Source organism: Pseudomonas sp. B8(2017) (genome assembly GCF_002113575.1).
Classification (GTDB): domain Bacteria; phylum Pseudomonadota; class Gammaproteobacteria; order Pseudomonadales; family Pseudomonadaceae; genus Aquipseudomonas; species Aquipseudomonas putida_Z.
Genome location: NZ_NEIO01000025.1, coordinates 16,577 through 41,959 on the forward strand (window position 1 = coordinate 16,577; position 25,383 = coordinate 41,959).

Annotated in this window: 20 protein-coding genes; 15 read left to right on the top strand and 5 right to left on the bottom strand. The window is 63.8% G+C overall.

The window, feature by feature from the left end; all coding sequences use genetic code 11:
- Positions 1–120: 120 nt before the first annotated feature.
- Positions 121–438, top strand: coding sequence for a Rieske (2Fe-2S) protein (locus CAG22_RS24395; protein WP_025340682.1), 318 nt, complete (start codon positions 121–123; stop codon positions 436–438).
- On the opposite strand, the gene sfsA is transcribed toward CAG22_RS24395, so the two are convergent.
- Entirely contained in the window at positions 428–1,141 is a 714-nt protein-coding gene (gene sfsA, locus CAG22_RS24400) for a DNA/RNA nuclease SfsA (protein ID WP_085692854.1), read from the bottom strand. The two genes, CAG22_RS24395 and sfsA, sit on opposite strands and share 11 nt — an antisense overlap.
- Entirely contained in the window at positions 1,141–2,313 is a 1,173-nt protein-coding gene (locus tag CAG22_RS24405; protein ID WP_075046415.1) for a pyridoxal phosphate-dependent aminotransferase, read from the bottom strand. Before CAG22_RS24405 ends, sfsA begins: the two co-directional genes overlap by 1 nt.
- Before the next feature lie 210 nt (positions 2,314–2,523).
- Here CAG22_RS24405 and dksA point away from each other — a divergent pair, with 210 nt between their 5' ends.
- From dksA to CAG22_RS24465, 13 genes are all read left to right on the top strand, one after another.
- Entirely contained in the window at positions 2,524–2,967 is a 444-nt protein-coding gene (gene dksA, locus CAG22_RS24410) for an RNA polymerase-binding protein DksA (RefSeq protein ID WP_025340685.1), read from the top strand.
- 64 nt (positions 2,968–3,031) lie between these two features.
- Positions 3,032–3,919: a tRNA glutamyl-Q(34) synthetase GluQRS gene (gene gluQRS / locus CAG22_RS24415; protein ID WP_085706355.1), complete on the top strand. Its 888-nt coding sequence runs from the start codon at positions 3,032–3,034 to the stop codon at positions 3,917–3,919.
- 245 nt (positions 3,920–4,164) lie between these two features.
- On the top strand, positions 4,165–4,341 hold the full coding sequence (locus CAG22_RS28285) for a hypothetical protein (RefSeq protein ID WP_003250005.1): 177 nt from the start codon (positions 4,165–4,167) through the stop codon (positions 4,339–4,341).
- The gene (locus CAG22_RS24420) at positions 4,325–7,300 is read left to right on the top strand and encodes a sensor histidine kinase (RefSeq protein WP_170929334.1); all 2,976 of its coding nucleotides are present in this window, start codon (positions 4,325–4,327) and stop codon (positions 7,298–7,300) included. Before CAG22_RS28285 ends, CAG22_RS24420 begins: the two co-directional genes overlap by 17 nt.
- A gap of 4 nt (positions 7,301–7,304) precedes the next feature.
- Positions 7,305–8,747, top strand: coding sequence for a sigma-54 dependent transcriptional regulator (locus tag CAG22_RS24425; protein ID WP_013974271.1), 1,443 nt, complete (start codon positions 7,305–7,307; stop codon positions 8,745–8,747).
- Between the two features lie 840 nt (positions 8,748–9,587).
- Positions 9,588–10,976, top strand: a complete 1,389-nt coding sequence (locus CAG22_RS24430; RefSeq protein ID WP_015271847.1) for a polynucleotide adenylyltransferase PcnB — start codon at positions 9,588–9,590, stop codon at positions 10,974–10,976.
- Positions 10,973–11,452 (top strand): 2-amino-4-hydroxy-6-hydroxymethyldihydropteridine diphosphokinase, encoded by a 480-nt coding sequence (gene folK / locus CAG22_RS24435; RefSeq protein WP_013974273.1) that lies wholly within the window; start codon positions 10,973–10,975, stop codon positions 11,450–11,452. The genes CAG22_RS24430 and folK overlap by 4 nt, the downstream gene beginning before the upstream one ends.
- 262 nt (positions 11,453–11,714) lie before the next feature.
- Entirely contained in the window at positions 11,715–12,515 is an 801-nt protein-coding gene (gene panB / locus CAG22_RS24440; protein WP_075046418.1) for a 3-methyl-2-oxobutanoate hydroxymethyltransferase, read from the top strand.
- A complete protein-coding gene (panC, locus tag CAG22_RS24445) occupies positions 12,512–13,375 on the top strand; it encodes a pantoate--beta-alanine ligase (protein ID WP_085706347.1) in 864 nt (287 codons plus the stop codon). The genes panB and panC overlap by 4 nt, the downstream gene beginning before the upstream one ends.
- A gap of 355 nt (positions 13,376–13,730) precedes the next feature.
- On the top strand, positions 13,731–15,395 hold the full coding sequence (pgi, locus tag CAG22_RS24450) for a glucose-6-phosphate isomerase (RefSeq protein ID WP_025340692.1): 1,665 nt from the start codon (positions 13,731–13,733) through the stop codon (positions 15,393–15,395).
- A gap of 242 nt (positions 15,396–15,637) precedes the next feature.
- A complete protein-coding gene (gene acs / locus CAG22_RS24455; protein ID WP_085706348.1) occupies positions 15,638–17,572 on the top strand; it encodes an acetate--CoA ligase in 1,935 nt (644 codons plus the stop codon).
- Positions 17,573–17,614: 42 nt separating this feature from the next.
- Positions 17,615–18,484, top strand: a complete 870-nt coding sequence (locus CAG22_RS24460; RefSeq protein WP_085617914.1) for an oxygenase MpaB family protein — start codon at positions 17,615–17,617, stop codon at positions 18,482–18,484.
- A 78-nt stretch (positions 18,485–18,562) separates the two neighbouring features.
- A complete protein-coding gene (locus tag CAG22_RS24465) occupies positions 18,563–21,499 on the top strand; it encodes a DUF748 domain-containing protein (protein ID WP_085706349.1) in 2,937 nt (978 codons plus the stop codon).
- 121 nt (positions 21,500–21,620) lie between these two features.
- Here CAG22_RS24465 and CAG22_RS24470 read toward each other — a convergent pair whose 3' ends face one another.
- A complete protein-coding gene (locus CAG22_RS24470) occupies positions 21,621–22,034 on the bottom strand; it encodes a VOC family protein (RefSeq protein ID WP_010955354.1) in 414 nt (137 codons plus the stop codon).
- A 60-nt stretch (positions 22,035–22,094) separates the two neighbouring features.
- Here CAG22_RS24470 and CAG22_RS24475 point away from each other — a divergent pair, with 60 nt between their 5' ends.
- Positions 22,095–22,397, top strand: a complete 303-nt coding sequence (locus tag CAG22_RS24475) for a putative quinol monooxygenase (protein WP_085706350.1) — start codon at positions 22,095–22,097, stop codon at positions 22,395–22,397.
- 78 nt (positions 22,398–22,475) lie between these two features.
- Here CAG22_RS24475 and CAG22_RS24480 read toward each other — a convergent pair whose 3' ends face one another.
- Together CAG22_RS24480 and pnp are read right to left on the bottom strand one after the other, a co-directional pair.
- Entirely contained in the window at positions 22,476–22,826 is a 351-nt protein-coding gene (locus CAG22_RS24480; protein ID WP_025340697.1) for a BON domain-containing protein, read from the bottom strand.
- 263 nt (positions 22,827–23,089) lie between these two features.
- Positions 23,090–25,195 carry a polyribonucleotide nucleotidyltransferase gene (gene pnp / locus CAG22_RS24485; RefSeq protein WP_085706351.1) on the bottom strand — a complete coding sequence of 702 codons (2,106 nt, stop codon included), beginning with the start codon at positions 25,193–25,195 and terminating at the stop codon, positions 23,090–23,092.
- Positions 25,196–25,383 lie beyond the last annotated feature (188 nt).

Here is a 25,383-nt window from a genome sequence, read left to right on the forward strand (position 1 = left end):
CCTTGTGGCGGGCGACGGAACTGCGCACCATAAGCAGCCGGGCGCAGCGAATGCGGGCAATTTGATAATTATTCGCATTGACGCGTCAAGCTACCACTTGTTTCACGAGTCATCCTTGCCATGCACTTCCTTTGTACCTCCCACGGCCTGGCCGAAGGCCAAAGCCGCGCCTTCAGCGTAGACGGCATCGAACTGTTCGGCGTACGCCGCCAAGGCCAGGTGTACCTCTACCGCAACCGTTGCCCGCACCGCAGCATCCCGCTGAACTGGGCGGAAGATGCGTTTCTCGATGACAGCGCCAGCCTGATTCACTGCGCCCATCATGGCGCGCTGTTCCTGATCGAAAGCGGCGAATGCGTGGCCGGGCCGTGCGAGGGCGAGCAACTGCAGGCCCTGGGCTGCCACGAGGACAGCCAGGGCATCTGGTTCAAGGGGTAAGCAGCACCGGCAGGCGGCGGTCGATGACGATGCCTTCGGCGTCCAGGCGCGTGCCGTAGGCCAGCACCTCCACCCCGTTCGCCACCGCCGCGCGCAGGGCCTGGGCATAGGCCGCATCGATTTCCTCGGCCGGGCGCACCGCATCGATACCGGTCAGGTTCACGCAATACAGCTGCACCGCCCGCACGCCCTGCCTGGCCAGCTTCGCCAGCTCGCGCAGGTGTTTGGCACCGCGCTGGGTCACCGCATCAGGGAAGGCCGCGACCGTGCTGTCTGGGTAGCCCAGGGTCACGCTCTTGACCTCGACATAGGCCGGGGCACCGTCGAATTCCAGGCGAAAGTCGATGCGGCTGCCTTCCTCGCCGTAGGCCACTTCACGCCTTAGAGCACTGAAGCCGGCCAGTTCGGCGATGATGCCGGCACGCAGGGCCTCTTCGACCAGCGTATTGGCCCGCCCGGTATTCACACAGGCCAGCCGACCCTGCGGGGTTTCGCTGATTTCCCAGGTGCCCGGGAGCTTGCGCTTGGGGTCGTTGGAGCGGCTGAACCACACCTGCCCGCCTTCTCGCATGCAGTTGAGCATGGAACCGGTGTTCGGGCAGTGGATGGTCAGCTGTTCGCCGCCGGGCAGTTCGATATCCGCCAGAAAGCGTTTGTAGCGGCGCAGCAGGCGGCCCTGTTCGAGTGGGGGATGGAACTGCATCAGCCTTGCCAGCTCCGCAGGCCGCGAGCAATCCGCTGCACCGCCTCTTCCAGGCGCGGCAGGCTCTGGGTGTAGGCAAAGCGCACATGGTGGCCGGCTAGGTGACGGCCGAAGTCCAGGCCCGGGGTGAAGGCCAGGTGCTCGGTCTCCAGGAAGTGCCGGCAGAAGGCGAACGCGTCACCGCCAAAGGCACTGATGTCGGCATACAGGTAGAACGCCCCCTGCGGCTCGACGGCAATGCGGAAGCCCAGTTCGCGCAGGGCAGGCAACAGGTAGTCGCGGCGGCGGGCGAACTCGGCCCGGCGCTCCTCGAAAATGGCCAGGGTCTCGGGCTGGAAACACGCCAGCGCGGCATGTTGGGCCATGCTTGGCGCACTGATGTACAGGTTTTGTGCCAGCTTCTCCAGGTCGGCCACCGCGCCAGGAGGCGCCACCAGCCAGCCGAGGCGCCAACCGGTCATGCCGAAATACTTGGAAAAACTATTCAGGACGAATGCCGAGTCGTCCACTTCCAGCACGCTGGGCGCGTCCATGCCATAGGTCAGCCCGTGGTAGATCTCGTCCACCACCAGGTGGCCATGCCGTTCGCGGGTGGCGCGGGACAGGCCGGCCAGCTCGTCACGCCCCAGCACGGTGCCGGTCGGGTTGGCCGGCGAGGCGACCAGGGCCCCGACCGTGTCCTTGTCCCAGTAGCGGTCGACAAGGTCGGCGGTCAGCTGGTAATTCACATCCGGGCCCACCGGCACCAGCTGCGCCCCGCCCTCGACCAGGCGCAGGAAGTGGCGGTTGCACGGGTAGCCTGGGTCGGCCAGCAGCCAGTGCTTGCCTGGGTCTACCAGCAAGCTGCTGGCCAGCAGCAGCGCACCGGAGCCACCCGGGGTGATGAGGATGCGTTCAGGGTCGACACTCAGGCCGTAACGCTGGCCATAGAACCCGGCAATGGCTTCGCGCAGTGCCGGCAGGCCGCGTGCGGCGGTGTAGCGGGTGTGCCCGGCGGCCAATGCTGCCTGGCCGGCGGCAACGATGGGCGCGGCCGTGGTGAAGTCCGGCTCGCCGATTTCCAGGTGGATCACGTCGTGCCCGGCCGCCTGCAGCTCGTTGGCCCGGGCCAGCAGCGCCATGACGTGGAAGGGTTCGATGGCGCGGCTGCGCGCACTGTAGGGGTGGGCCATGACCTTCTCTCAATTGGGTCTAAACTGGAGATTCTACCTCTGCACGCCACCGAACGTGCGGCTCGCGCCGCTGTCAATTACCAGGATCGGGCGGGGTAGCGCACCCCCGATCTATCTGGTAAGTTCGGCGGCTCGCAGTCGCAGGGCCGGCGGGTGCCGGAGATGGAGCAGCCTGCGCATTGGATCAGATGAGTGAGAGGCGGTCTATTCATGTCCACCGTAGAAAAGCAAAAAGCCCAGACCATGTACGGTGTCGAGCCCTACGTAGAAACCAAGGGTGAAGAGTACATGGGCGAGCCCATGAAAAAGCACTTCACCAAGCTTCTCGGCGCCTGGAAGCAAGAGCTGATGAACAGTGTCGACCGCACTGTGGACCACATGAAGGACGAGGCAGCCAACTTCCCCGACCCGGCCGACCGTGCCAGCCAGGAAGAAGAATTCGCCCTGGAGCTGCGCAACCGCGATCGCGAGCGCAAGCTGATCAAGAAAATCGACAAGACCCTCGACAAGATCAAGGCCGACGAGTACGGCTGGTGCGAATCGTGCGGCATCGAGATCGGCCTGCGTCGCCTGGAGGCCCGCCCTACCGCCGACCTGTGCTTCGACTGCAAGGAAATCGCCGAGAAAAAGGAAAAGACGGTCGGCAAAGGCTGATCTTTCTTTCCACCTGAACGGGGCGCATCATGCGCCCCGTTTCATTTATATGCCCAGCCTGACCATGACCGATTCAAGCTATATCGGGCGTTTCGCCCCCACCCCCAGCGGCTTCCTGCACTTCGGCTCGCTGGTCGCCGCGCTCGCCTCCTGGCTCGATGCCCGCGCCGTGAACGGCCGCTGGCTGCTGCGCATGGAAGACACCGACCCGCCTCGGGAAATGCCCGGTGCTCGCGATGCCATCCTGCAGACCCTGGAGCGCTACGGCCTGGAGTGGGACGGCGAAGTGGTGTTCCAGAGCCAGCGGCACGATGCCTATGCCGCGGTGGTCGACCGCCTGTTCAACATGGGCCTGGCCTACGCCTGCACCTGCTCGCGCAAGCAGCTTGAGGGTTACAACGGCATCTACCCGGGCCTTTGCCGCAACGCCGGGCATGCTCGGGAAGGCGCGGCGATCCGCCTGCGCGTGCCAGAGCTGATCTACCGCTTTACCGACCGCGTGCAGGGCGAGTTCCAGCAGCACCTGGGGCGTGAAGTGGGCGATTTCGTCATCCAGCGCCGCGACGGGCTGTATGCCTACCAGCTGGCGGTGGTACTGGACGATGCCTGGCAAGGTGTTACCGACATCGTGCGTGGCGCCGACCTGCTCGACAACACCCCGCGCCAGCTGTACCTGCAAGAGTTGCTGGGCTTTTCGCAGCCGCGTTACCTGCATATTCCGCTGATCGTGCAGCCGGACGGGCACAAGCTGGGCAAGTCGTACCGCTCGCCGCCGCTGCAGGCGGACCAGGCGACACCGCTATTGCTGCGGGCGTTGCGGGCGCTGGGGCAGGAAGCAGACCCCGAGTTGTTGCTGGCAACGCCGGCGGAGGTATTGGCGGTAGCTCGCAAGCAGTGGCGGCCCGAGGCGATTGCACAGCGGACCACGGTGCCAGAGGCTGATTTGCGCTGAGGCATTACCGGCCCTATCGCCGGCAAGCCAGCTCCCACAGGTACAGCGCAGCACTCAGATCCTGTGGTGATCCTGTGGGAGCTGGCTTGCCGGCGATAGGGCGAGAACAGGCAACCCACCCCTCAAAAACAAAAGCCCAATAAATTCAACCTCTTGGCGAACACTATGGATTCCCGCTAGCATCCGCCCAGCCATTTGCGCCAATAATAAGTCCAAGCCCGCAGCGCCCAACCATCGAGGCCAGCATGTACATCTATCGTTTGGTCCTGCTTCTGGTCGTGGGGATCTACCTGTTCTCCCCGGCCATCATGGACTGGTGGATCGAACCGACCGGAGCCTGGTATCGCCCTTACCTGCTCTGGCTGATCCTGATCGTCGTCACCTTCATCCTGCAGAGCCAACGAGATGCCGATGAGCTTTAGCCTGACCCAGATGATCCTGATCAGCGCCGCGTACCTCATGGTGCTGTTCGGCGTGGCCTGGATCAGCGAGCGGGGGTTGATCCCGCGCTCGATCATTCGCCACCCGCTGACCTACACCCTGTCGCTGGGCGTGTACGCCAGTGCCTGGGCTTTCTATGGCTCGGTGGGCCTGGCCTACCAGTACGGCTACGGCTTCCTTGCCTGTTACCTGGGGGTGTCCGGTGCGTTCCTGCTGGCGCCGGTGCTGCTCTACCCGATCCTCAAGATCACCCGTACCTACCAGCTATCCTCGCTGGCCGACCTGCTGGCGTTCCGTTTCCGCAGCACCTGGGCCGGGGCGCTGACCACCATCATCATGCTGATCGGCGTGCTGCCCTTGCTGGCCCTGCAGATCCAGGCGGTGGCCGACTCGATCAGCATCCTCACCGGTGAACCGGTCAAGGCACGGGTGGCCTTCGCCTTCTGTGCGCTGATCATCCTGTTCACCATCTTCTTCGGCTCGCGGCACATCGCCACACGCGAAAAGCACGAAGGGCTGGTGTTCGCCATCGCCTTCGAGTCGGTGATCAAGCTGCTGGCCCTGGGCGGTATCGGCCTGTACGCCCTGTATGGCGTGTTCGGCGGCCCGCACGAACTGGAAGTGTGGCTGCTGCAGAACCAGACCGCCCTGGCGGCTCTGCATACGCCGCTGCAGGAAGGCCCATGGCGCACCCTGCTGCTGGTGTTCTTCGCCTCGGCCATCGTCATGCCGCACATGTACCACATGGCCTTCACCGAAAACCTCAACCCGCGCTCGCTGGTCAGCGCCAGCTGGGGCCTGCCGCTGTTCCTGCTGCTGATGAGCCTGGCCGTGCCGCTGGTGCTGTGGGCCGGCCTGCGCCTGGGCGCCACCACCAACCCCGAGTACTTCACCCTGGGCCTGGGGCTTGCCGCCAACAACCAGGCACTGGCGCTGCTGGCCTACGTCGGCGGCTTGTCGGCCGCCAGCGGGTTGATCATCGTCACCACCCTGGCGCTGTCGGGCATGGCCCTCAACCACCTGGTGCTGCCGCTGTACCAGCCGCCGGCCGAAGGCAACATCTACCGCTGGCTGAAATGGACCCGCCGCGCGCTGATCGTCGCCATCATCACCGCCGGGTTCATGTTCTACCTGACTCAGAACAACCATCAGAGCCTGGCCAACCTGGGCATCGTCGCCTTCGTGGCCACGTTGCAGTTCCTGCCGGGCGTGCTGTCGGTACTGTACTGGCCGACTGCCAACCGCCGTGGCTTCATCGCCGGCCTGCTGGCCGGCACCCTGGTGTGGATGGTGACCATGCTGCTGCCACTGCTGGGCAACCTGCAGGGCTTCTACATCCCGCTGCTGGACATGATCTACGTGCTGGACGACACCAGCTGGCACATGGCGGCCATCGCCTCGCTGGCGGCCAACGTGCTGTTGTTCACCCTGATCTCGCTGTTCACCAACGCCAGCAACGAAGAGGTCAGCGCCGCCGAAGCCTGCGCGGTGGACAACGTGCGCCGCCCGCAACGCCGCGAACTGCACGCTGCCTCGCCACAGGAGTTCGCCACCCAACTGGCCAAGCCGCTGGGTGCCAAGGCCGCGCAGAAGGAAGTGGAGCAGGCCCTGCGCGACCTCTACCTGCCATTCGACGAGCGCCGCCCCTATGCCTTGCGCCGCCTGCGCGACCGTATCGAGGCCAACCTGTCCGGCCTGATGGGGCCGAGCGTGGCCCAGGACATGGTCGAGACCTTCCTGCCGTACAAGTCCGGTAACGAAAACTACGTGACCGAGGACATCCACTTCATCGAAAGCCGCCTGGAAGACTACCACTCGCGCCTGACCGGCCTGGCCGCCGAGCTCGACGCCCTGCGCCGCTACCACCGCCAGACACTGCAGGAACTGCCCATGGGCGTCTGCTCGCTGGCCAAGGACCAGGAAATCCTGATGTGGAACAAGGCCATGGAAGAGCTCACCGGCATCGCTGCCAAGCACGTGGTCGGCTCGCGCCTGGTCACCATCAGCGAACCCTGGCGCGGCCTGCTGCAAGGCTTCATCAACGTGCCCGACGAGCACCTGCACAAGCAGCGCCTGGCGCTGGACGGCCAGCCGCGCTGGCTGAACCTGCACAAGGCGGCCATCGACGAGCCACTGGCCCCGGGCAACAGCGGCCTGGTGCTGCTGGTAGAGGACCTTACCGAAACCCAGGCGCTGGAAGACAAGCTGGTGCACTCCGAACGCCTGGCCAGCATCGGCCGTCTGGCCGCCGGCGTTGCGCACGAGATCGGCAACCCGATAACCGGCATCGCCTGCCTGGCGCAGAACCTGCGCGAGGAGCGTGAGGGCGATGGCGAAATCATCGAGCTGTCCAGCCAGATTCTCGAACAGACCAAGCGGGTATCGCGCATCGTCCAGTCGCTGATGAGCTTCGCCCATGCCGGCGGCAGCCACCAGAACAGCGAAGAGCCGGTATGCCTGGCCGAAGTGGCGCAGGACGCCATCGGTCTGCTGGCGTTGAACCGGCGCAATTTCGAAGTACAGTTCTTCAACCTCTGCGACCCGGAGCACTGGGCCGAAGGGGACCCGCAGCGCCTGGCCCAGGTGCTGATCAACCTGCTCTCCAACGCCCGCGACGCATCAAAGCCCGGCAGCGCCGTGCGCGTGCGCAGCGAAGTCAGCGAGCACACCGTCGACCTGATCGTCGAGGATGAAGGCAGCGGGATCCCGAAGAACATCATGGACCGCCTGTTCGAACCCTTCTTCACCACCAAGGACCCGGGCGAAGGAACCGGACTGGGGCTCGCTCTGGTCTATTCCATCGTGGAAGAGCATTATGGGCAAATCACCATCGACAGCCCGGCCGATATCGAACGGCAACGTGGCACCCGGATCCGCGTGACCCTGCCCCGGCATGTCGTAGCGACGTCCCCTGAAATTCGAGACCGTCGAGAGAATTGAATCAATGCCGCACATTCTGATCGTCGAAGACGAAACCATCATCCGCTCGGCCTTGCGTCGCCTGCTCGAACGGAACCAGTACCAGGTCAGCGAAGCCGGCTCGGTGCAGGAAGCCCAGGAACGCTTCAGCATTGCCACCTTCGACCTGATCGTCAGCGACCTGCGCCTGCCAGGCGCGCCCGGCACCGAACTGATCAAGCTCGGCCAGGGCACTCCGGTGCTGATCATGACCAGCTACGCCAGCCTGCGCTCGGCAGTAGACTCGATGAAAATGGGCGCGGTGGACTACATCGCCAAGCCCTTCGACCACGACGAGATGCTGCAAGCGGTGGCGCGTATCCTGCGCGACCGGCAGAACGCCCCGGCTGCCGCACCGGCGGCCGAGCCACGCGCCACCAATGGCAAGGCCGCCCCGGCCGACAAAGGCAGCGCGGCAGCCGCCAATGGCGAAATCGGCATCATCGGCTCGTGCCCGCCAATGCAGGACATGTACAGCAAGATCCGCAAGGTCGCGCCCACCGACTCCAACGTGCTGATCCAGGGCGAGTCGGGCACCGGTAAAGAGCTGGTCGCACGCGCCCTGCACAATCTGTCGCGTCGGGCCAAGGCACCAATGATTTCGGTGAACTGCGCAGCCATCCCCGAGACACTGATCGAGTCCGAGCTGTTCGGCCACGAGAAAGGCGCGTTCACCGGCGCCAGCGCCGGGCGCGCTGGCCTGGTGGAAGCTGCCGATGGCGGTACCCTGTTCCTCGACGAAATCGGCGAACTGCCGCTGGAAGCCCAGGCCCGCCTGCTGCGCGTGCTGCAGGAAGGCGAGATTCGCCGGGTGGGTTCGGTACAGTCGCAAAAGGTCGATGTACGCCTGATCGCCGCGACCCACCGCGACCTGAAGAACCTGGCCAAGGCCGGCCAGTTCCGTGAAGACCTGTATTACCGCCTGCACGTGATCGCCCTGAAACTGCCTGCCCTGCGCGAGCGCGGCAGCGACGTCAACGAGATCGCCAGCGCCTTCCTCGCCCGCCAGAGCGCGCGCATCGGCCGCGACGACCTGCACTTCTCGGCCGAAGCCGAGCAGGCCATTCGTCACTACAGCTGGCCGGGTAACGTGCGAGAGCTGGAAAACGCCGTTGAGCGTGCGGTGATCCTCAGCGAGAGCGCAGAAATTTCCGCCGACCTGCTGGGCATCGACATCGAGCTAGGTGACCTGGAGGAGGACGAAATCCTCGACAACGCCCTGGTCGTGGCCAGTTCGGCGAATGCCAGCCATGAGCCGACCGAGGACCTGTCGCTGGAAGACTATTTCCAGCACTTCGTGCTCGAGCACCAGGACCACATGACCGAGACCGAACTGGCCCGCAAGCTCGGGGTCAGCCGCAAGTGCCTGTGGGAACGCCGCCAGCGCCTGGGTATCCCGCGGCGCAAGAGTAACGCTACCAGCGAGTAAGCGCGCTGCCTGGGCGGGAGGCTCCTCCTGCCCCTATCTACAACCTCTCCGTCCTCTTCGTGGGCACGCCCGCTCCCACAGGAATTTCACTGCCCGAAAGGGTGGTGCAACCCCTGTGGGAGCGGGCGTGCCCGCGAAAGGGCCAGCAAAGCCAGCGCACACATCCCAGGTAACACATCAGCCCCCGCAAAAATCTGTTACCCGAGCTTTCCGCCGTAACAGTTCCCGAGGCGTACGGTAACGAAATTTCGACATTTTCGACCGCTGAAAAACTGCTCGCCACCTCCAACCCCTTGATTTTACTGGGTTTGCAAAAGTTGGCACGACACCTGCTATATGTCTGGTACAAGAACAATAACAAGCACTGCAACTCAGAATAAGAACAAGACGAAACGGCTCACGCACAATAAAAACAAGACGGCGGAGGCGCAGCTAACTGATTCTTTTGGAGAGGATGCGTGTTTGGGGCTTGCCCCACAACCAGGCAGAGAACAATAAAAACTGCACTAAAAAGCAGCGCCTGAACTGGTTGGATCGACAGATCAACGTGACATCAGCGACCAAAGCAATCCGTTTGCTCTTAACCCCTGGATTGGGGGTCGTCCACAAGCTTCGAGATTTGTGGACAGGGCACTCAACAAAAACAAGAAGCCCAGCAAAAAAACAATAAGAGCACGCAACGACTTCTTGGGGAGCTTAGGCTCCCCTTGTCGTTTCTACCCTTCCGGCAGGCATCCTGCTACCCGCCTACACCATTCCTTGAGTAAATGCTAGAATCCCCGCCCATCATGCGGCCATTCTCCTATTCTTGGCCGAACATTCCTTCAAACAGTGCATCCCATGCTGAAGAAGCTGTTCCAGTCGTTCCGCCCGCCCGTACCGGGCCCGCACCACAGGCGCACCACGCCTGAGGTGATCAACAAGAGCCAGCACTCGCTGCAACGCCACCAGTTCAGCCGCCATGCGGTGAACATCGTGGAACGCCTGCAGAGCGCCGGTTACCAGGCTTACCTGGTCGGTGGCTGTGTCCGCGACCTGATGCTGGGCATCACGCCGAAAGACTTCGACGTCGCCACCAGTGCCACCCCCGAACAGGTCCGTGCCGAGTTCCGCAACGCGCGCATCATTGGCCGCCGCTTCAAGCTGGTCCACGTGCATTTCGGCCGTGAGATCATCGAAGTCGCCACCTTCCGCGCCCACCACTCGGAAGACGACCAGGGCGACAGCCACCGTTCGTCGCACAATGCCAGTGGCCGCATCCTGCGTGACAACGTGTACGGCACCCTGGAAGAGGACGCGCAACGTCGCGACTTCACCATCAACGCCCTGTACTACGACCCGGTCAGCGAGCGCATCCTCGACTACGCCAACGGCGTGCACGATATTCGCAACCGCCTGCTGCGCCTGATCGGTGACCCTACCCACCGCTACCAGGAAGACCCGGTGCGCATGCTGCGCGCGGTGCGTTTCGCCGCCAAGCTCGACTTCGGCATCGAAAAGCACACGGTCCAGCCGATCCGCGAGCTGGCCCCACTGCTGCGCGAGATTCCGCCAGCGCGCCTGTTCGAAGAGAGCCTCAAGCTGTTCCTCTCCGGCCAGGGCGCCATCGTCTTCGAGATGCTGGTCGACCTGCAGTTGTTCGAGCCGCTGTTCCCGGCCAGTTCGCATGCCCTGGACGAGCGCCCGACCTACACCCACACGCTGATCAGCCAGGCGCTGAACAACACCGACCTGCGCGTGAAGCAAGGCAAACCGGTAACCCCGGCCTTCCTCTTCGCCGCGCTGCTGTGGCCAGCCCTGCCGGCCCGCGTGCTGCACCTGCAGAACCAGGGCGTGCCACCGATCCCGGCCATGAACGGTGCGGCCCACGACCTGATCGCCGAGCAATGCGCACGCATCGCCATCCCCAAGCGCTTCACCCTGCCGATCCGCGAGATCTGGGACATGCAGGAGCGCCTGCCACGCCGCAGCGGCAAGCGCGCCGACATGCTGCTGGACAACCCGCGCTTCCGTGCCGGCTACGACTTCCTGCTGCTGCGCGAAAGCGCCGGGGAAGAAACCGACGACCTCGGCCAGTGGTGGACCGACTACCAGGATGCCAACGACAGCGAGCGCCGCGAGATGATCCGCGAGCTGGGCAGCCGTGACGAAGGCACCGGCGCCGGCCCGCGCAAACGCAAGCGTAGCGGTGGCAAGCGCAAGCGCAGTGGCGACGAGGCGTTCGAGTGAGTACCCGCGCCTATATCGGCCTGGGCAGCAACCTGGACGCACCTGCCGAGCAGCTGCGCAGCGCCTTGCAGGCCCTCGACCAGGTCGAAGCCACGCGCCTGGTGGCGGCCTCGGCCCTGTACACCAGCGATTCGCTGCTGCCCGGCCAGCCGCGCTATACCAACGCCGTCGCCGCCCTGGACACTGCCCTGCCACCGCTGGCCCTGCTCGATGCACTGCAGGCCATCGAGAACGATCAGGGCCGCGTGCGCAAGGAACGTTGGGGCCCGCGCACACTGGACTTGGACATCCTGCTGTTCGGCGACCAGGTACTCGATGAGCCGCGCCTGAAAGTGCCGCATTACCACATGCATGCTCGGCCTTTCGTGCTGTACCCGCTGGCGGAACTGGTACCGGGCGATTTCCGCCTGGCCGACGGCCGCGCCCTCGCGCAACTGCTCGACGACTGCCCGTTCGTCGGCCTGGAACGCCTGTAAACCGGGCGTTCCAGCCTTGCACACTGGCGCGGTAACGCCAGTAACACCCTGATCGTAACAATGCGGTAACAGGGTGATTGACTTCCCCAACCTCGCTCACGACTATAGGCGTCCCGTGTGGCACCAAAGTGCCGCATACCCGTATTTAGGCCCGGACGGACCTGTGCCCGAACATCACGCGCGATGATGTGCCGCTCCGGAAGATGACTACACGCGTTGAATGCAGTCGTTTCTTACAGCGCCTGAACGAGGAATTTCCTACATGCCTGAAGTAACCCTGACCACCCTCAATGGCCTCAAGGCCAAGGGTGAAAAAATCACCATGCTGACCTGCTACGACGCGACCTTCGCCAAGGCCGCCAGCCAGGCCGGTGTCGAAGTGTTGCTGGTGGGCGACTCGCTGGGCATGGTCCTGCAAGGCCACGACAGCACACTGCCGGTGACCACCGCGGACATGGCCTACCATACCGCCAGCGTCAAACGTGGCAACGACGGCGCGCTGATCCTCGCCGACCTGCCGTTCATGGCGCACGCCACCCCGGAGCAGGCCTTCGCCAACAGCGCCACGCTGATGCAGGCCGGCGCCCACATGATCAAGATCGAAGGCGCTGCCTGGCTGGCCGAGACCATCCGCCTGCTGGCCGAGCGTGGCGTGCCGGTGTGCGCGCACATGGGCCTGACCCCGCAGACTGTCAACGTGCTGGGCGGCTACAAGGTGCAGGGCCGCCATGAAGCCCAGGCCCGGCAGATGCGCGCCGACGCCATCGCCCTGGAACAGGCCGGTGCAGCCATGCTGCTGCTCGAATGCGTGCCCAGCGAACTGGCGGCGGAAATCACCAGTGCCGTATCCATCCCGGTGATCGGCATTGGCGCCGGCAGCGGCACCGATGGCCAGGTACTGGTCCTGCACGACATGCTCGGGCTGTCGCTGAGCGGCCGGGTACCGAAGTTCGTGAAGAACTTCATGCAAGGCCAGCCGGATATCCACAGCGCCCTCGTCGCTTACGTCGAGGCGGTCAAGCAAGTCAGCTTCCCAGGCAGCGAACACGGGTTCAGTGCATGAATACAGTCAAGACCGTCCGCGAACTGCGCGCCGCAGTCGCCCGCGCCCGCGGTGAAGGCAAGCGCATCGGCTTCGTGCCGACCATGGGCAACCTGCACAGCGGCCATGCAGCCCTGGTGACCAAGGCTGCGCAGCGCGCCGATTTCGTGGTCGCCAGCATCTTCGTCAACCCGCTGCAGTTCGGCGCCAACGAAGACCTCGACAAGTACCCTCGCACCCTGGCCGCCGACCAGGAGCGCCTGCTCCAGGCTGGCTGCAATCTGCTGTTCGCGCCCAGTGTCGAAGAGATGTACCCCGACGGCATGAGCGTGCAAACCCGCGTCAGCGTGCCCCACCTTTCCGAAGGCCTGTGCGGCGCCAGCCGGCCCGGGCATTTCGAAGGCGTGGCCACCGTGGTCAGCAAGCTGTTCAACATGGTCCAGCCCGACCTTGCCGTGTTCGGTGAAAAGGACTTCCAGCAGCTGGCGGTGATCCGTGCCATGGTGCGCGACCTGAACATGCCGATCCAGATCATCGGCGAGCCCACCGTGCGGGCCGAGGACGGCCTGGCGCTGTCGTCGCGCAACGGTTACCTCACGCCTGAGCAGCGTGCTGCGGCGCCAGCGTTGTACCGCACGCTGCAGCACATCGCTACTGGCATCGGCCGTGGCCAACGGGACTTTGCCGCGCTGGTTGCCGAAGGCCAGGCGCAGTTGACCGCCGCTGGTTTCCGGCCGGATTACCTGGAAGTGCGTCATGCCGTGAGCCTGCGCCCGGCAGTGATCGATGATCGAGACCTGGTGGTAATTGCGGCGGCTTACCTGGGTAACACACGGTTGATCGACAACCTGTATCTGCATCTGGAAGAGAAGACCGCGTAACGGCCTTGGGCTGCCTTGCAGCCCATTCGCCGGCAAGCCAGCTCCCACCTCGACCGCATCGGCCTCGAGCCATGCGCTATCCCTGCGGGAGCTGGCTTGCCAGCGGTGAGGCCAGTACCGGTAGCGCCCCCAAATCACACCCCGACCGCATCGGCCTCGAGCCATGCGCTATTCCTGTGGGAGCTGGCTTGCCGGCGATGAGGCCAGTACAGGCAATACAAGACAGTTGCCTCCCCCAAATTCCCCCGCCATACCCATTCCCTGCAAGTGGCCTTTGCCTATAATGGTGCCAGCCTGAACCCGGCAATGAGTGCCGTGTCCAAGGTCTCACCACGCACCAAGGGAACCCCGCGCAATGGCGTATTACCGTACACCCCACGATGTCACGGCCCTGCCCGCCTGGCAGGCGCTCCAGCAACACCGCGACGCCATGCAAGGTTTCAGCATGCGCGAAGCCTTCGCCGCCGATGCCAAGCGCTTCGACCAGTTCTCCCTGAGCTCCTGCGGCCTGTTCCTCGACTACTCGAAAAACCTGATCACCGAACAAAGCCGCGACCTGCTGGTGAACCTGGCCAACGAAGTGGGCCTGCAGGACGCCATCAAGTCGATGTTCAGTGGCGAAATCATCAACGCCTCCGAAGGCCGCCCGGTGCTGCACACCGCCCTGCGCCGGCCGGTGGGCGACAAGCTCAGCGTCAACGGCGTGAACGTCATGCCGGAAGTGCACAAGGTGCTCAACCAGATCACCGAACTGGTCGGCCGCATCCACGACGGCCTGTGGCGCGGCTACAGCGAAAAACCGATCACCGACGTGGTCAACATCGGCATCGGTGGCTCGTTCCTCGGCCCCGAGCTGGTCTCCGAGGCGCTGCTGCCCTACGCCCAGCGCGGTGTGCGCTGCCACTACCTGGCGAACATCGATGGCAGTGAGTTCCACGAGCTGTCGGCCAACCTGCGCGCCGAAACCACCCTGTTCATCGTCTCGTCGAAGTCGTTCAACACCCTCGAGACCCTGAAGAACGCCATGGCCGCGCGTACCTGGTATCTGGCCCAGGGCGGCTCGGAAGCCGAGCTGTACCGCCACTTCATCGCCGTTTCCAGCAACAAGGCCGCCGCCGTGGCCTTCGGCATCCGCGAAGAAAACATCTTCCCGATGTGGGACTGGGTGGGCGGGCGCTACTCGCTGTGGTCGGCCATCGGCCTGCCGATCGCCCTGGCCATCGGTACCGCCAACTTCAAGGAACTGCTGTCCGGCGCCTACACCATGGACCAGCACTTCCAGACCGCACCGTTCGAAAAGAACATGCCGGTACTGCTGGCCCTGCTGGGCGTGTGGTACGGCAACTTCTGGGGCGCCCAGAGCCACGCGATCCTGCCGTACGACCACTACCTGCGCAACATCACCAAGCACCTGCAACAGCTGGACATGGAGTCCAACGGCAAGAGCGTGCTGCAGGACGGCACCCCGGTGAAAACCGACACCGGCCCGGTGATCTGGGGCGGCGTCGGCTGCAACGGCCAGCATGCCTACCACCAGTTGCTGCACCAGGGCACCCAGCTGATTCCGGCCGACTTCATCGTGCCGGTGGTGAGCTTCAACCCGGTGGCCGACCATCACCAGTGGCTGTACGCCAACTGCCTGTCGCAGAGCCAGGCGCTGATGCTGGGCAAGACCCGCGAGGAAGCCGAAGCCGAGCTGCGTGGCAAGGGCCTGAACGAAGCGGACATCGAAAAGCTGGCCCCGCACAAGGTGATCCCGGGCAACCGCCCGAGCAATACCCTGGTGGTGGAGCGCATCAGCCCGCGCCGCCTGGGCGCGCTGGTGGCGATGTACGAGCACAAGGTCTTCGTACAGAGCGTGATCTGGGGCATCAACGCCTTCGACCAGTGGGGCGTGGAGCTGGGCAAGGAGCTGGGCAAGGGCGTTTACCAACGCCTGGTCGGCAGCCTGGAAGACAGCGCCGAAGATGGCTCTACCCAAGGCCTGATCAACTACTTCCGCGGCCGTCACCGCGGTTGATCCCAAAGCCGTCACACGGTCGCTCCGTGTAGGAGCGGCCTTGTGCCGCGATGGGCCGCAGAGCGGCCCCAACAATTGATGCGCCAGCGCTGAGATCCCGGGGCCGCTCTGCGGCCCATCGCGACACAAGGCCGCTCCTACAGGGACCGAGTCTACCCTCAAGGAACATCACCTCTGGCTACACTGTCCTATCGAATAGCCGTTGCAGTCCATCGCCCCTTACAAGAGCAGGACCACCCGCCATGTTCGATATCCGCAACTACCCCCAGGCCCTGGCCGTCAGCCAGTCCGCCGCCCTCACCCCCGACGAGTACCGCCGCCTCTACCGCCAGTCGGTGGATGACCCCGACACCTTCTGGGCCGAACAGGCCAAACGCCTGGACTGGATAAAACCCTGGTCGAGCGTGCAGCAATGCGACCTGAGGACCGGCAGCGCCCGCTGGTTCGACGGCGCCCAGCTCAACGTCAGCTACAACTGCATCGACCGCCACCTGGCCCGACGCGGCGAACAGACCGCCCTGCTGTGGGAAGGCGACGACCCCAAGGATTCCAAGGCCATCACCTACCGCGAACTGCACCGCCAGGTCTGCCGCCTGGCCAATGCGCTGAAAGCACGCGGGGTGAAGAAAGGCGACCGGGTGTGCATCTACATGCCGATGATCCCCGAGGCCGCCTTCGCCATGCTTGCCTGCACCCGCATCGGTGCCATCCACTCGGTGGTGTTCGGCGGCTTCTCGCCCGATGCCCTGCGCGACCGTATCCTCGATGCCGACTGCCGTACGGTGATCACCGCCGATGAAGGCGTGCGCGGCGGCAAACGCATCCCGCTGAAACAGAACGTCGACAAGGCCCTGGCCAGCTGCCCCGCGGTCAGCAGTGTATTCGTGGTGCGCCGCACCGGCGGCGATGTCGCCTGGGCCGAAGGCCGTGACCTCTGGTACCACGAGGCAACGGAAAAGGCCGGCGACGACTGCGCTCCCGAGCCGATGGGCGCCGAAGATCCGCTGTTCATCCTCTACACCTCCGGCAGCACCGGCAAACCCAAGGGCGTGCTGCACACTACCGGCGGCTACCTGCTACAGGCCACCCTCACCTTCAAGATGGTGTTCGACTACCGTGACGGCGAGGTGTTCTGGTGCACCGCCGATGTCGGCTGGGTCACCGGCCACAGCTACATCGTCTATGGCCCGCTGGCCAATGGCGCGATCTCGCTGATGTTCGAAGGCGTACCCAACTACCCGGACACCTCGCGCTTCTGGCAAGTGGTGGACAAGCACCAGGTGAACATCTTCTACACCGCCCCGACTGCCCTGCGCGCGCTGATGCGCGAAGGCTCCGCGCCGCTGCAAAACACTTCACGCCAGAGCCTGCGCCTGCTGGGCAGCGTCGGCGAGCCGATCAACCCCGAAGCCTGGGAGTGGTATTTCGAGGAAGTCGGGCAAAAGCGCTGCCCCATCGTCGATACCTGGTGGCAGACCGAAACCGGCGGCATCATGCTCACCCCGTTGCCCGGCTCGCAGTCGCTCAAGCCCGGCTGTGCCACCCAGCCCATGTTCGGCGTACAACCAGTGCTGCTGGACGAAAAGGGCAAGCTCATCGAAGGCCCCGGTGCCGGCCTGCTGGTGATCAAGGCCAGCTGGCCCGGGCAGATCCGTAGCGTCTATGGCGACCATCAGCGCATGGTCGACACCTACTTCAAGCCGATGCCCGGCTATTACTTCACCGGCGACGGTGCCCGCCGCGATGCCGATGGTGACTACTGGATCACCGGGCGTATCGATGACGTGATCAACGTTTCCGGCCACCGTATCGGTACCGCCGAAGTGGAAAGCGCGCTGGTGCTGCATGACAGCGTCGCCGAAGCGGCGGTGGTCGGTTACCCCCACGACCTGAAGGGCCAAGGTGTTTATGCCTTCGTCACGCCCATGAATGGCGTAACGCCGGACGACGCGCTCAAGGCCGAGTTGCTGGCCCTGGTCAGCAAGGAAATCGGCAGTTTCGCCAAGCCCGAGCTGATCCAGTGGGCCCCGGCGCTGCCCAAGACGCGCTCAGGCAAGATCATGCGGCGTATACTGCGCAAGATCGCCTGCAACGAACTCGACAACCTGGGCGATACCTCGACCCTGGCCGACCCAAGCGTGGTGCAGGGCCTGATCGACAAACGCCTCAACCAGTAACCGGCGGCCGCTGTTCATGGCCGCCCTGAACCACAGGTCGCCATGGAAGCCCTTCGCCGCCGCATCGAAACCCAGGTCATGAGCCTTACCGGGCTGGCCCTCGGCCAGCTCGATCTGGAATCGCCCAAGGGCGACCCCGGCCTGTTCGGCCCGCACAGTATCAGCTGGCGGGTACATGGCGACTTCCCGAGCATGCTGGTCGGTGGCATCAGCGCCCTCATGCTGCAATTGCTGCACCCGCTGGCCCTGGCCGGGGTGTGGGACCATTCCAACTTCCGTGAAGACCTGCTCGGCCGCCTGCGCCGCACCAGCCAATTCATCTCCGGCACCACCTTCGGCGCCACCCGCGATGCCGAGTGGCTGATCGACAAGGTGCGCACCATCCACCTGCAGGTGACCGGCACTGCGCCGGATGGCCGCCCATATGCGGCCAGCGACCCGGACCTGCTGACCTGGGTGCATGTGGCGGAAGTCAGCAGCTTCCTCGCCGCCCACCTGCGTTACCGCAACCCGCACCTTGCGCGCGCCGAGCAGGATGCCTACTACGCAGAGATCGCGCTGATTGCCGAGCGCCTTGGCGCCCGCGACGTGCCGCGCTCGTGCCAGCAAGTCGAGGACTACCTGCAGCGCATGCGGCCGCAGTTGCACTGCGACGCCCGCAGCCATGAGGTGGTCAGCATCCTGCTCGATGCCCCCGCCCCCAGCCGCCTGGCACAGCCAGTGGGCAAGCTGATGCTGCACGCCGGCATCGACCTGCTGCCGGGCTGGGCCCAGGCCATGCTCGGCCTGCAGCACGGCCCGTTGCAGCGGCGCATGATCCGCCTGGGGCTGCAACGCACCGCGCCAGTACTGCGCTGGGCGATGCGCGACGGCTCGGCGCATCGGGCCAAACGGCGCATGGGTATCGAATGAGGTCAAATGGTCGCCTCAGCGGAACTGATTTAACGTGCCATACTCCAAGCTCTCCTGCTTAGACAGACGAAGCGACACATGTACAAAGGATTGACTCGCGCCGCTGGCGCACTGCTGGCCCTCGTAGCCCTCTACAGCCTTCTCGGCTTTCTCGTTCTCCCCGGTGTCGTGCTGCGCATCGCCAACCAGCAGTTGGCCCAGTACGCGACCGTGCCTGCCCACCTCGAACGGATCGAGCTCAACCCCTTCAGCCTCGAGCTGACGCTGTGGGGCCTGCAGATCGGCGAGCCGGGCAAGGAGCAGGTCGGCTTCGACCGGCTGTACGCCAACCTCTCGCTCGACAGCCTGTGGAGCGGTGCCCTGCACCTGGACGCCGTGGAACTGGTCAAACCACGCAACGAAGTACTGTTCGCCAAGGACGGTACCCTCAACCTGACCCGCCTGTTCAAACTGCCAGCCAGCGAAGCCAAGCCTGACGAGCCGCCCAGCGACCCGTTCCCGCTACGCATCGGCAGCATCAAGCTCAGCGACGGCTACCTGCACTTCGAGGACCTGCGCCCGAGCGAGCCGATCGAGTTCCTCTACGACAACATGAACCTGGAGCTGAAAAACCTCAGCACCCTGCCCAACGACAATGCCGACATGACCCTGGTGGCCATCGGCCCCAACGGCGGGCGTATCGACTGGAAAGGTACCCTGAGCCTGGCCCCGATCGCCTCTGAAGGCACACTGAAGATCACCGAAGGCAAGATGAAGGCATTCTGGCCCTATGTGCGCGATGCCGTGCCACTGGTGCTGGAAGAGGGCGTGGTCAGCCTCGACACCCACTACAAGCTCAACCTCGCCAAACAGACCGAACTGTTGCTGGACAACGCGTCGGTGCGCATCGCCCCGTTTGCCATCAAGGCCCCGGATGGCCGGCCGCTGGCACGCCTGGCCAGCCTGGAGGTAAGCGAAACCTCGGTCGACCTGGTCAAGCAGCTGGTCACCGTGGGCAAGATCCGCAGCGAAAAACTGGAAACCTGGGCTGCGCTGGAAAAGGACGGCCAACTCGACTGGCAGAAGCTGTTCGCCAGCCAGCCGGCCAAGGCCACGCCGAAGGAAAAGGCCGAGCCGGCAGCCGCCGAACCCACGCCCGAACAGCAAGCCGCCAAGGAGCCGAGCAAACCCTGGCAGGTGCTGCTCAAGGATGTGCAACTGCGTAATTACCTGGTGCACTTGGCAGACCGTACCCAGAAGGAACCGGTAGCCCTTGACGTCGGCCCGCTCAACGCCGACCTGCAAGGTTTCGACAGCCTCAACAAGTCGCCCTTCACCCTCAAGCTCGATACCGGCGTGGGCAAGCAAGGCAAACTGCAGGCGGCCGGCCAGGTCAACCTGGCGCCCATCTGGGCCAAGCTGGACGTGAGCACCCGCGACATCGACCTGCGAGTGGCCCAGGCCTATATCAGCCCGTTCATCCTGCTGGAGCTGCGCAGCGGCATGCTCGCCAGCGACCTCAAGGTCGACCTGAAGAACACCGCACCGCTGGCCTTCAGCGTTACCGGCAAGGCACAGGTCAGCCAGCTGCACACCCTCGACACCATCAAAAGCCGTGACTTCGTCAAATGGCAGCAGGTGAACGTCGACGGCCTGTCCTACGTGCACGGCGATGCGCTGTCGATCGACAAGGTGACTCTGCTGCAACCCTATGCGCGCTTCATCATCAACGAGGACCGCACCACCAACATCAACGACCTGCTGATTCCGCAGCCGGCCGGCGCCCCGGCGACCAGCCAGGCCAAGCCGGCCGCTGCCAGCAACGACAAGCCGCTGGGCATCCACATCGGCCAGATCGACATCAACGACGGCTCGGCCAACTTCGCCGACCTGTCCCTCACCCCCAACTTCGCCACGGCCATCCAGCAGCTCAACGGCCGGATCGGCACCATCGACAACCGCAAGCCGGTGCCGGCCAAGGTCGACGTCAAGGGCAAGGTCGACCGCTACGCGCCGGTCACCATCAAAGGCGCCCTCAACCCGTTCAACCCGCTGGCCAGCCTGGACATCGCCACCAGCTTCAAGCGGGTCGAGCTGACCACACTCACCCCCTACTCCGGCAAGTTCGCCGGCTTCCGCATCCGCAAGGGCCGGCTCAACCTCGACCTGCACTACCTGATCACCAATGGCCAGCTGAAGGCCGAAAACAAGGTGGTGGTAGAGCAGCTGCAGTTGGGCGAGAAGGTCGACAGCCCGGACGCCGTGGACCTGCCGATCCGCCTGGCGGTTGCGTTGCTGAAGGACACCGAAGGCAAGATCTCGATCGAGCTGCCGGTGTCGGGCGACCTCAACAACCCGCAGTTCAGCGTGATGCCGATCGTCTGGCAAACCCTGCGCAACCTGGTGTTGCGTGCGGCGCAGGCACCGTTCAAGTTCATTGGCGGGCTGGTTGCCGGCGGTGGTTCGGAAGACCTGGGCAACGTGGCCTTCGCCCCGGGCTCCAGCGAGCTCGGTAGCGACGCCCAGGCATCGCTGGACAAGCTGGCGTCGGCCCTGAAGGAACGCCCGGAACTGCGCCTGGAAATCGAAGGCACCAGCGCCCAGGCCAGCGATGGCCCGCTGATCGCCCAGCAGCGCCTGGAGCGCGAGTACCAGGCCACCTGGTACAAGATCCTGCAGCGTCGCGGTGACAAGGTGCCGGCCAATGCCTCGATGCTGGTGGTCGACGACAGTGACAAACCGGCGATGCTCGAAGGCATCTACCGTAACCGCCTGAAGCAGCAGCCGCCTGCCGAATGGGAGCAACTGGGCCGCGACGAGCGCACCGCCAAGCTGCGCGAGGCGGTGATCAAGTCCTGGGCCGAGAGTACTGCGCTACTGCGCACGCTGGGCCAGGAGCGGGCCAGCAGCATCAAGGATTACCTGGTGGACAAAGGCCAGCTGGAAGATGACCGGGTGTACTTCATCGATACCAACCTGGGCCAGGCCGAGAGCGATGGGCGGGTGGTGACGCCGATGCATCTGGATGCCGAGTAACTTCTACTAGCAGGTCTGGCCTCTTCGCGGGCTTGCCCGCTCCCACAGGGACCGCACACAGTTCAAGGCCTGTGCAGTACCTGTGGGAGCGGGCAAGCCCGCGAAGAGGCCGGTACAGGCTTCACACCAAACGCTGCCCCGACACCGCCGGATGGTACAACGGCTGCACCTTGTTCCCTGCCGGGTCCAACAGGTGGAAGCTGCGCGCCCCGTCACCATGGTTGAACGGCCGGTCCAGCAAGGTCACGCCGTGCGCCTTGAAGTACTGGTACCAGGCTTCCAGCTCCTCCACGCTATCGACGATGAACCCATAGTGGTCCAGGGTCTGCAACCCATTGGCCGCCCCTGCCCCACGCCCCAGCGACAGGTTGTCGTTACCACAAGTGAGATACACCAGGTCTTCGTTGGCGCGGTTCAGCACTTCCATGCCCAGCACATCGACGTAGAAGCGTTCACACTCCTCCAGGTTGGGTACCAACAAGGCAATATGACGCAGGCCGTTCAGGCGGCCAGGGCGTGCAGGCAATTCGGACATTGGCGAGGCTCCATTTTTGTATACAATTCACAATAGAATTTAAAACAAAAGGAGAGCCTTGTGTATAGCCTGTTCATCAAGACCCGAGTGAAGCCCGGTTACGCCGATGAATTTCTGACTGCGATCAAGGTCAATGCCGCGGCTTCCGTTGCCAACGAACCTGGCTGTCTGGTGTTCGATGTGTCGCAGGACCGGGTCGAGCCGGAGGTCATCTACCTGTACGAGATCTACCGCGATGATGCGGCGTATGACGCGCATACGCAGACTGCGCACTTTCGCGATAGCCGGCCGTTGGTCGAGCCGCTGATCGTCGAGCAGGAATGCTTCGAGAGTGATGTGATTGCGCGTAATCCGGTGTACTAGCCACCAATGAAAAGCCCCGGCAAATAGCCGGGGCTCGGAGCGAAGGTGGCCAAATCCTTTTGGCCGACGGGACATTCCTTATTCGGCTTTCAGGCCGTCCGACATCACACTCTTGACGCCTTTGATGTTCTTGGTAATACGTACAGCTTCTTCTTTCTGGGACTGAGTCACCGCCACGTCAGACGACAGCGAGACGACACCTTGGCTGGTCTCGACTTTGATGTCGCTGCCTGGAATACCTTTTTCAGTCAGCAGGTCCGCTTTCACTTTGGTGGTGATCCAGGTGTCAGAACCTTCCTGCTTGGCGTTGTCCACGGTATTGGCGGCCAACATGACTGGAGCCTGGGTTGGCTCTGCAGCGAACGCGCCGTTAGCCATGGTCAGGGTCAGGGCGGTAGCAGTAGCGGCAGCAATGGCGAACTTCTTCATGTGAGTCACTCCTGTTTTTCGAAAGGTCTGCGCCGTATGTCCTGGCGTCAGATATGAAGGTAGTTGCACGCGCTGTGCCAGATTTTCCGCTTCGCTTGTTTCCTTTAAAATCAATAAGTTAGCGAAAAACCAGCATTCCGGTCGTCGTGCATTTTGCAATCTGCACGGTAAACCTGCATGCAAGATGCAAGTCCGCAAAAGGTTCCCTTTCGCCCATGAAAAAAGGGCCCCGAAGGGCCCTTTTCCTGTTGCGTGGCAGTCGCTTAGACGCCCGAGGCCTTGGCCGCGGCAACGTCCTTGATCGACAGCTTGATACGGCCGCGGTTGTCCACGTCCAGTACCAGTACTTCGACTTCCTGGCCTTCTTTCAGGATGTCGGTGACTTTCTCGACGCGAGCATCGCTCAGCATGGAGATGTGCACCAGGCCGTCCTTGCCAGGCAGGATGTTGACGAAGGCACCGAAGTCGACGATGCGCTCGACCTTGCCGACGTAGATCTTGCCGATCTCGGCCTCGGCGGTGATGCCCAGGATGCGCTGCTTGGCAGCCTCTGCCGCTTCCTTGGTTTCGCCGAAGATCTTGATCGAGCCGTCGTCTTCGATGTCGATCGAAGCCTTGGTCTCTTCGCAGATGGCGCGAATGGTGGCGCCACCTTTACCGATGACGTCACGGATCTTGTCGGTGTCGATCTTCATCGCGATCATGGTCGGGGCGTTGGCCGACAGCTCGCTACGCGACTGGGCGATGATCTGGTTCATCTGGCCGAGGATGTTCAGGCGCGCTTCCAGGGCTTGGCCCAGGGCGATTTCCATGATCTCTTCGGTGATGCCGTTGATCTTGATGTCCATCTGCAGCGCAGTAACACCCTTGGCGGTACCGGCTACCTTGAAGTCCATATCGCCCAGGTGGTCTTCGTCACCCAGGATGTCGGTCAGGACGGCGAACTTGTCACCTTCCTTGACCAGGCCCATGGCGATACCGGCAACCGGAGCCTTCATCGGTACACCGGCGTCCATCAGGGCCAGGGAAGCACCACAGACCGAAGCCATGGAGCTGGAACCGTTGGATTCGGTGATTTCCGATACCACGCGGATGGTGTACGGGAAGTCGCTGTCGCTCGGCAGCATGGCCTGCACGCCACGACGGGCCAGGCGGCCGTGGCCGATTTCACGACGGCCGGCGCCGCCCATGCGGCCGCACTCACCCACCGAGAATGGCGGGAAGTTGTAGTGCAGCATGAACGGGTCTTTCTTCTCGCCTTCCAGGGTGTCCAGCAGCTGGGCGTCACGGGCAGTACCCAGGGTCGCGACGACCAGGGCCTGGGTTTCGCCACGGGTGAACAGTGCCGAACCGTGGGTCTTCGGCAATACGCCGACTTCGATGTTCAGCGGGCGGACAGTGCGGGTGTCACGGCCGTCGATACGCGGTTTGCCGTTGACGATGTTCTCGCGGACGGTGCGGTATTCCAGCTCGCCGAAGATGTCCTTGATGGCGCCGGCGGAAGGGCCGGTCTCTTCGTTGCTCAGACGGGCAACAGCCTCGTCGCGCAGCTGGCCCAGGCGGTTGTAACGGTCAGCCTTCTGGGTGATGGTGTAGGCCTGCGAAACGGCTTCGCCGAACTCGCCACGCACCAGGTTCATCAGCTCGACGTTGGCTGGGGCTGGTTTCCAGTCCCAGGTCGGCTTGCCGGCTTCGGCGGCCAGTTCCTTGACGGCCTGGATCACGGCCTGGAATTCGTCGTGGGCGAACAGTACGGCGCCCAGCATCTGGTCTTCGGTCAGCTCTTTGGCTTCCGATTCAACCATCAGTACAGCGTCGGAGGTACCGGCTACGACCATGTCCAGGCTCGAGGCAGCCAGTTGCTCGTAGGTCGGGTTCAGCAGGTAGCCGGTGCTTTCGTGGAAGGCAACGCGAGCGGCGCCGATCGGGCCTTCGAACGGAATGCCGGAAATGGCCAGGGCAGCCGAGGTACCGATCATCGCAGCGATGTCCGGGTCGGTCTTCTTGCTGGTGGAAACCACGGTGCAGACGACCTGCACTTCGTTCATGAAGCCTTCCGGGAACAGCGGACGGATCGGACGGTCGATCAGGCGCGAGGTCAGGGTCTCTTTCTCGGAAGGACGGCCTTCACGCTTGAAGAAGCCACCCGGGATCTTGCCGGCGGCGTAGGTCTTTTCCTGGTAGTGGACCGACAGCGGGAAGAAGCCCTTGCCCGGATCGGCCTGTTTGGCGCCTACCACAGTCACCAGCACGGTGACGTCGTTGTCGACGGTCACCAGCACGGCGCCGGTTGCCTGACGGGCAATACGGCCCGTTTCGAGAGTAACGGTCGATTGACCGAACTGGAAAGTCTTGATTACCGGGTTCACGGTTTCCTACCTTTTTCAGTGGCTCTTGGGGGAACTGGTTTCTTGCGAATTCTTGGGCAGAACGGGGAATCGGCCCCATTGACCGTCCAGATACAACACGAGGCTGGGAGCCTGGCACCAAGCGGAAAATCCGCTCAGCATTGCCAGGCTGCCAACCTCGGAGATACGCGTGGCGTGTCCAACGGCAG

Coding starts and splice junctions, on each gene's coding strand:
- gluQRS (WP_085706355.1), top strand. CDS start 3,032: ATGACCGATTCAAGCTATATCGGGCGTTTCGCCCCCACCCCCAGCGGC.
- dksA (WP_025340685.1), top strand. CDS start 2,524: ATGTCCACCGTAGAAAAGCAAAAAGCCCAGACCATGTACGGTGTCGAG.
- CAG22_RS24405 (WP_075046415.1), bottom strand. CDS start 2,313: ATGGCCCACCCCTACAGTGCGCGCAGCCGCGCCATCGAACCCTTCCAC.
- pgi (WP_025340692.1), top strand. CDS start 13,731: ATGGCGTATTACCGTACACCCCACGATGTCACGGCCCTGCCCGCCTGG.
- CAG22_RS24430 (WP_015271847.1), top strand. CDS start 9,588: ATGCTGAAGAAGCTGTTCCAGTCGTTCCGCCCGCCCGTACCGGGCCCG.
- CAG22_RS24480 (WP_025340697.1), bottom strand. CDS start 22,826: ATGAAGAAGTTCGCCATTGCTGCCGCTACTGCTACCGCCCTGACCCTG.
- CAG22_RS24465 (WP_085706349.1), top strand. CDS start 18,563: ATGTACAAAGGATTGACTCGCGCCGCTGGCGCACTGCTGGCCCTCGTA.
- CAG22_RS24425 (WP_013974271.1), top strand. CDS start 7,305: ATGCCGCACATTCTGATCGTCGAAGACGAAACCATCATCCGCTCGGCC.
- panC (WP_085706347.1), top strand. CDS start 12,512: ATGAATACAGTCAAGACCGTCCGCGAACTGCGCGCCGCAGTCGCCCGC.
- CAG22_RS24470 (WP_010955354.1), bottom strand. CDS start 22,034: ATGTCCGAATTGCCTGCACGCCCTGGCCGCCTGAACGGCCTGCGTCAT.
- CAG22_RS24395 (WP_025340682.1), top strand. CDS start 121: ATGCACTTCCTTTGTACCTCCCACGGCCTGGCCGAAGGCCAAAGCCGC.
- acs (WP_085706348.1), top strand. CDS start 15,638: ATGTTCGATATCCGCAACTACCCCCAGGCCCTGGCCGTCAGCCAGTCC.
- CAG22_RS28285 (WP_003250005.1), top strand. CDS start 4,165: ATGTACATCTATCGTTTGGTCCTGCTTCTGGTCGTGGGGATCTACCTG.
- CAG22_RS24420 (WP_170929334.1), top strand. CDS start 4,325: ATGCCGATGAGCTTTAGCCTGACCCAGATGATCCTGATCAGCGCCGCG.
- CAG22_RS24460 (WP_085617914.1), top strand. CDS start 17,615: ATGGAAGCCCTTCGCCGCCGCATCGAAACCCAGGTCATGAGCCTTACC.
- panB (WP_075046418.1), top strand. CDS start 11,715: ATGCCTGAAGTAACCCTGACCACCCTCAATGGCCTCAAGGCCAAGGGT.
- sfsA (WP_085692854.1), bottom strand. CDS start 1,141: ATGCAGTTCCATCCCCCACTCGAACAGGGCCGCCTGCTGCGCCGCTAC.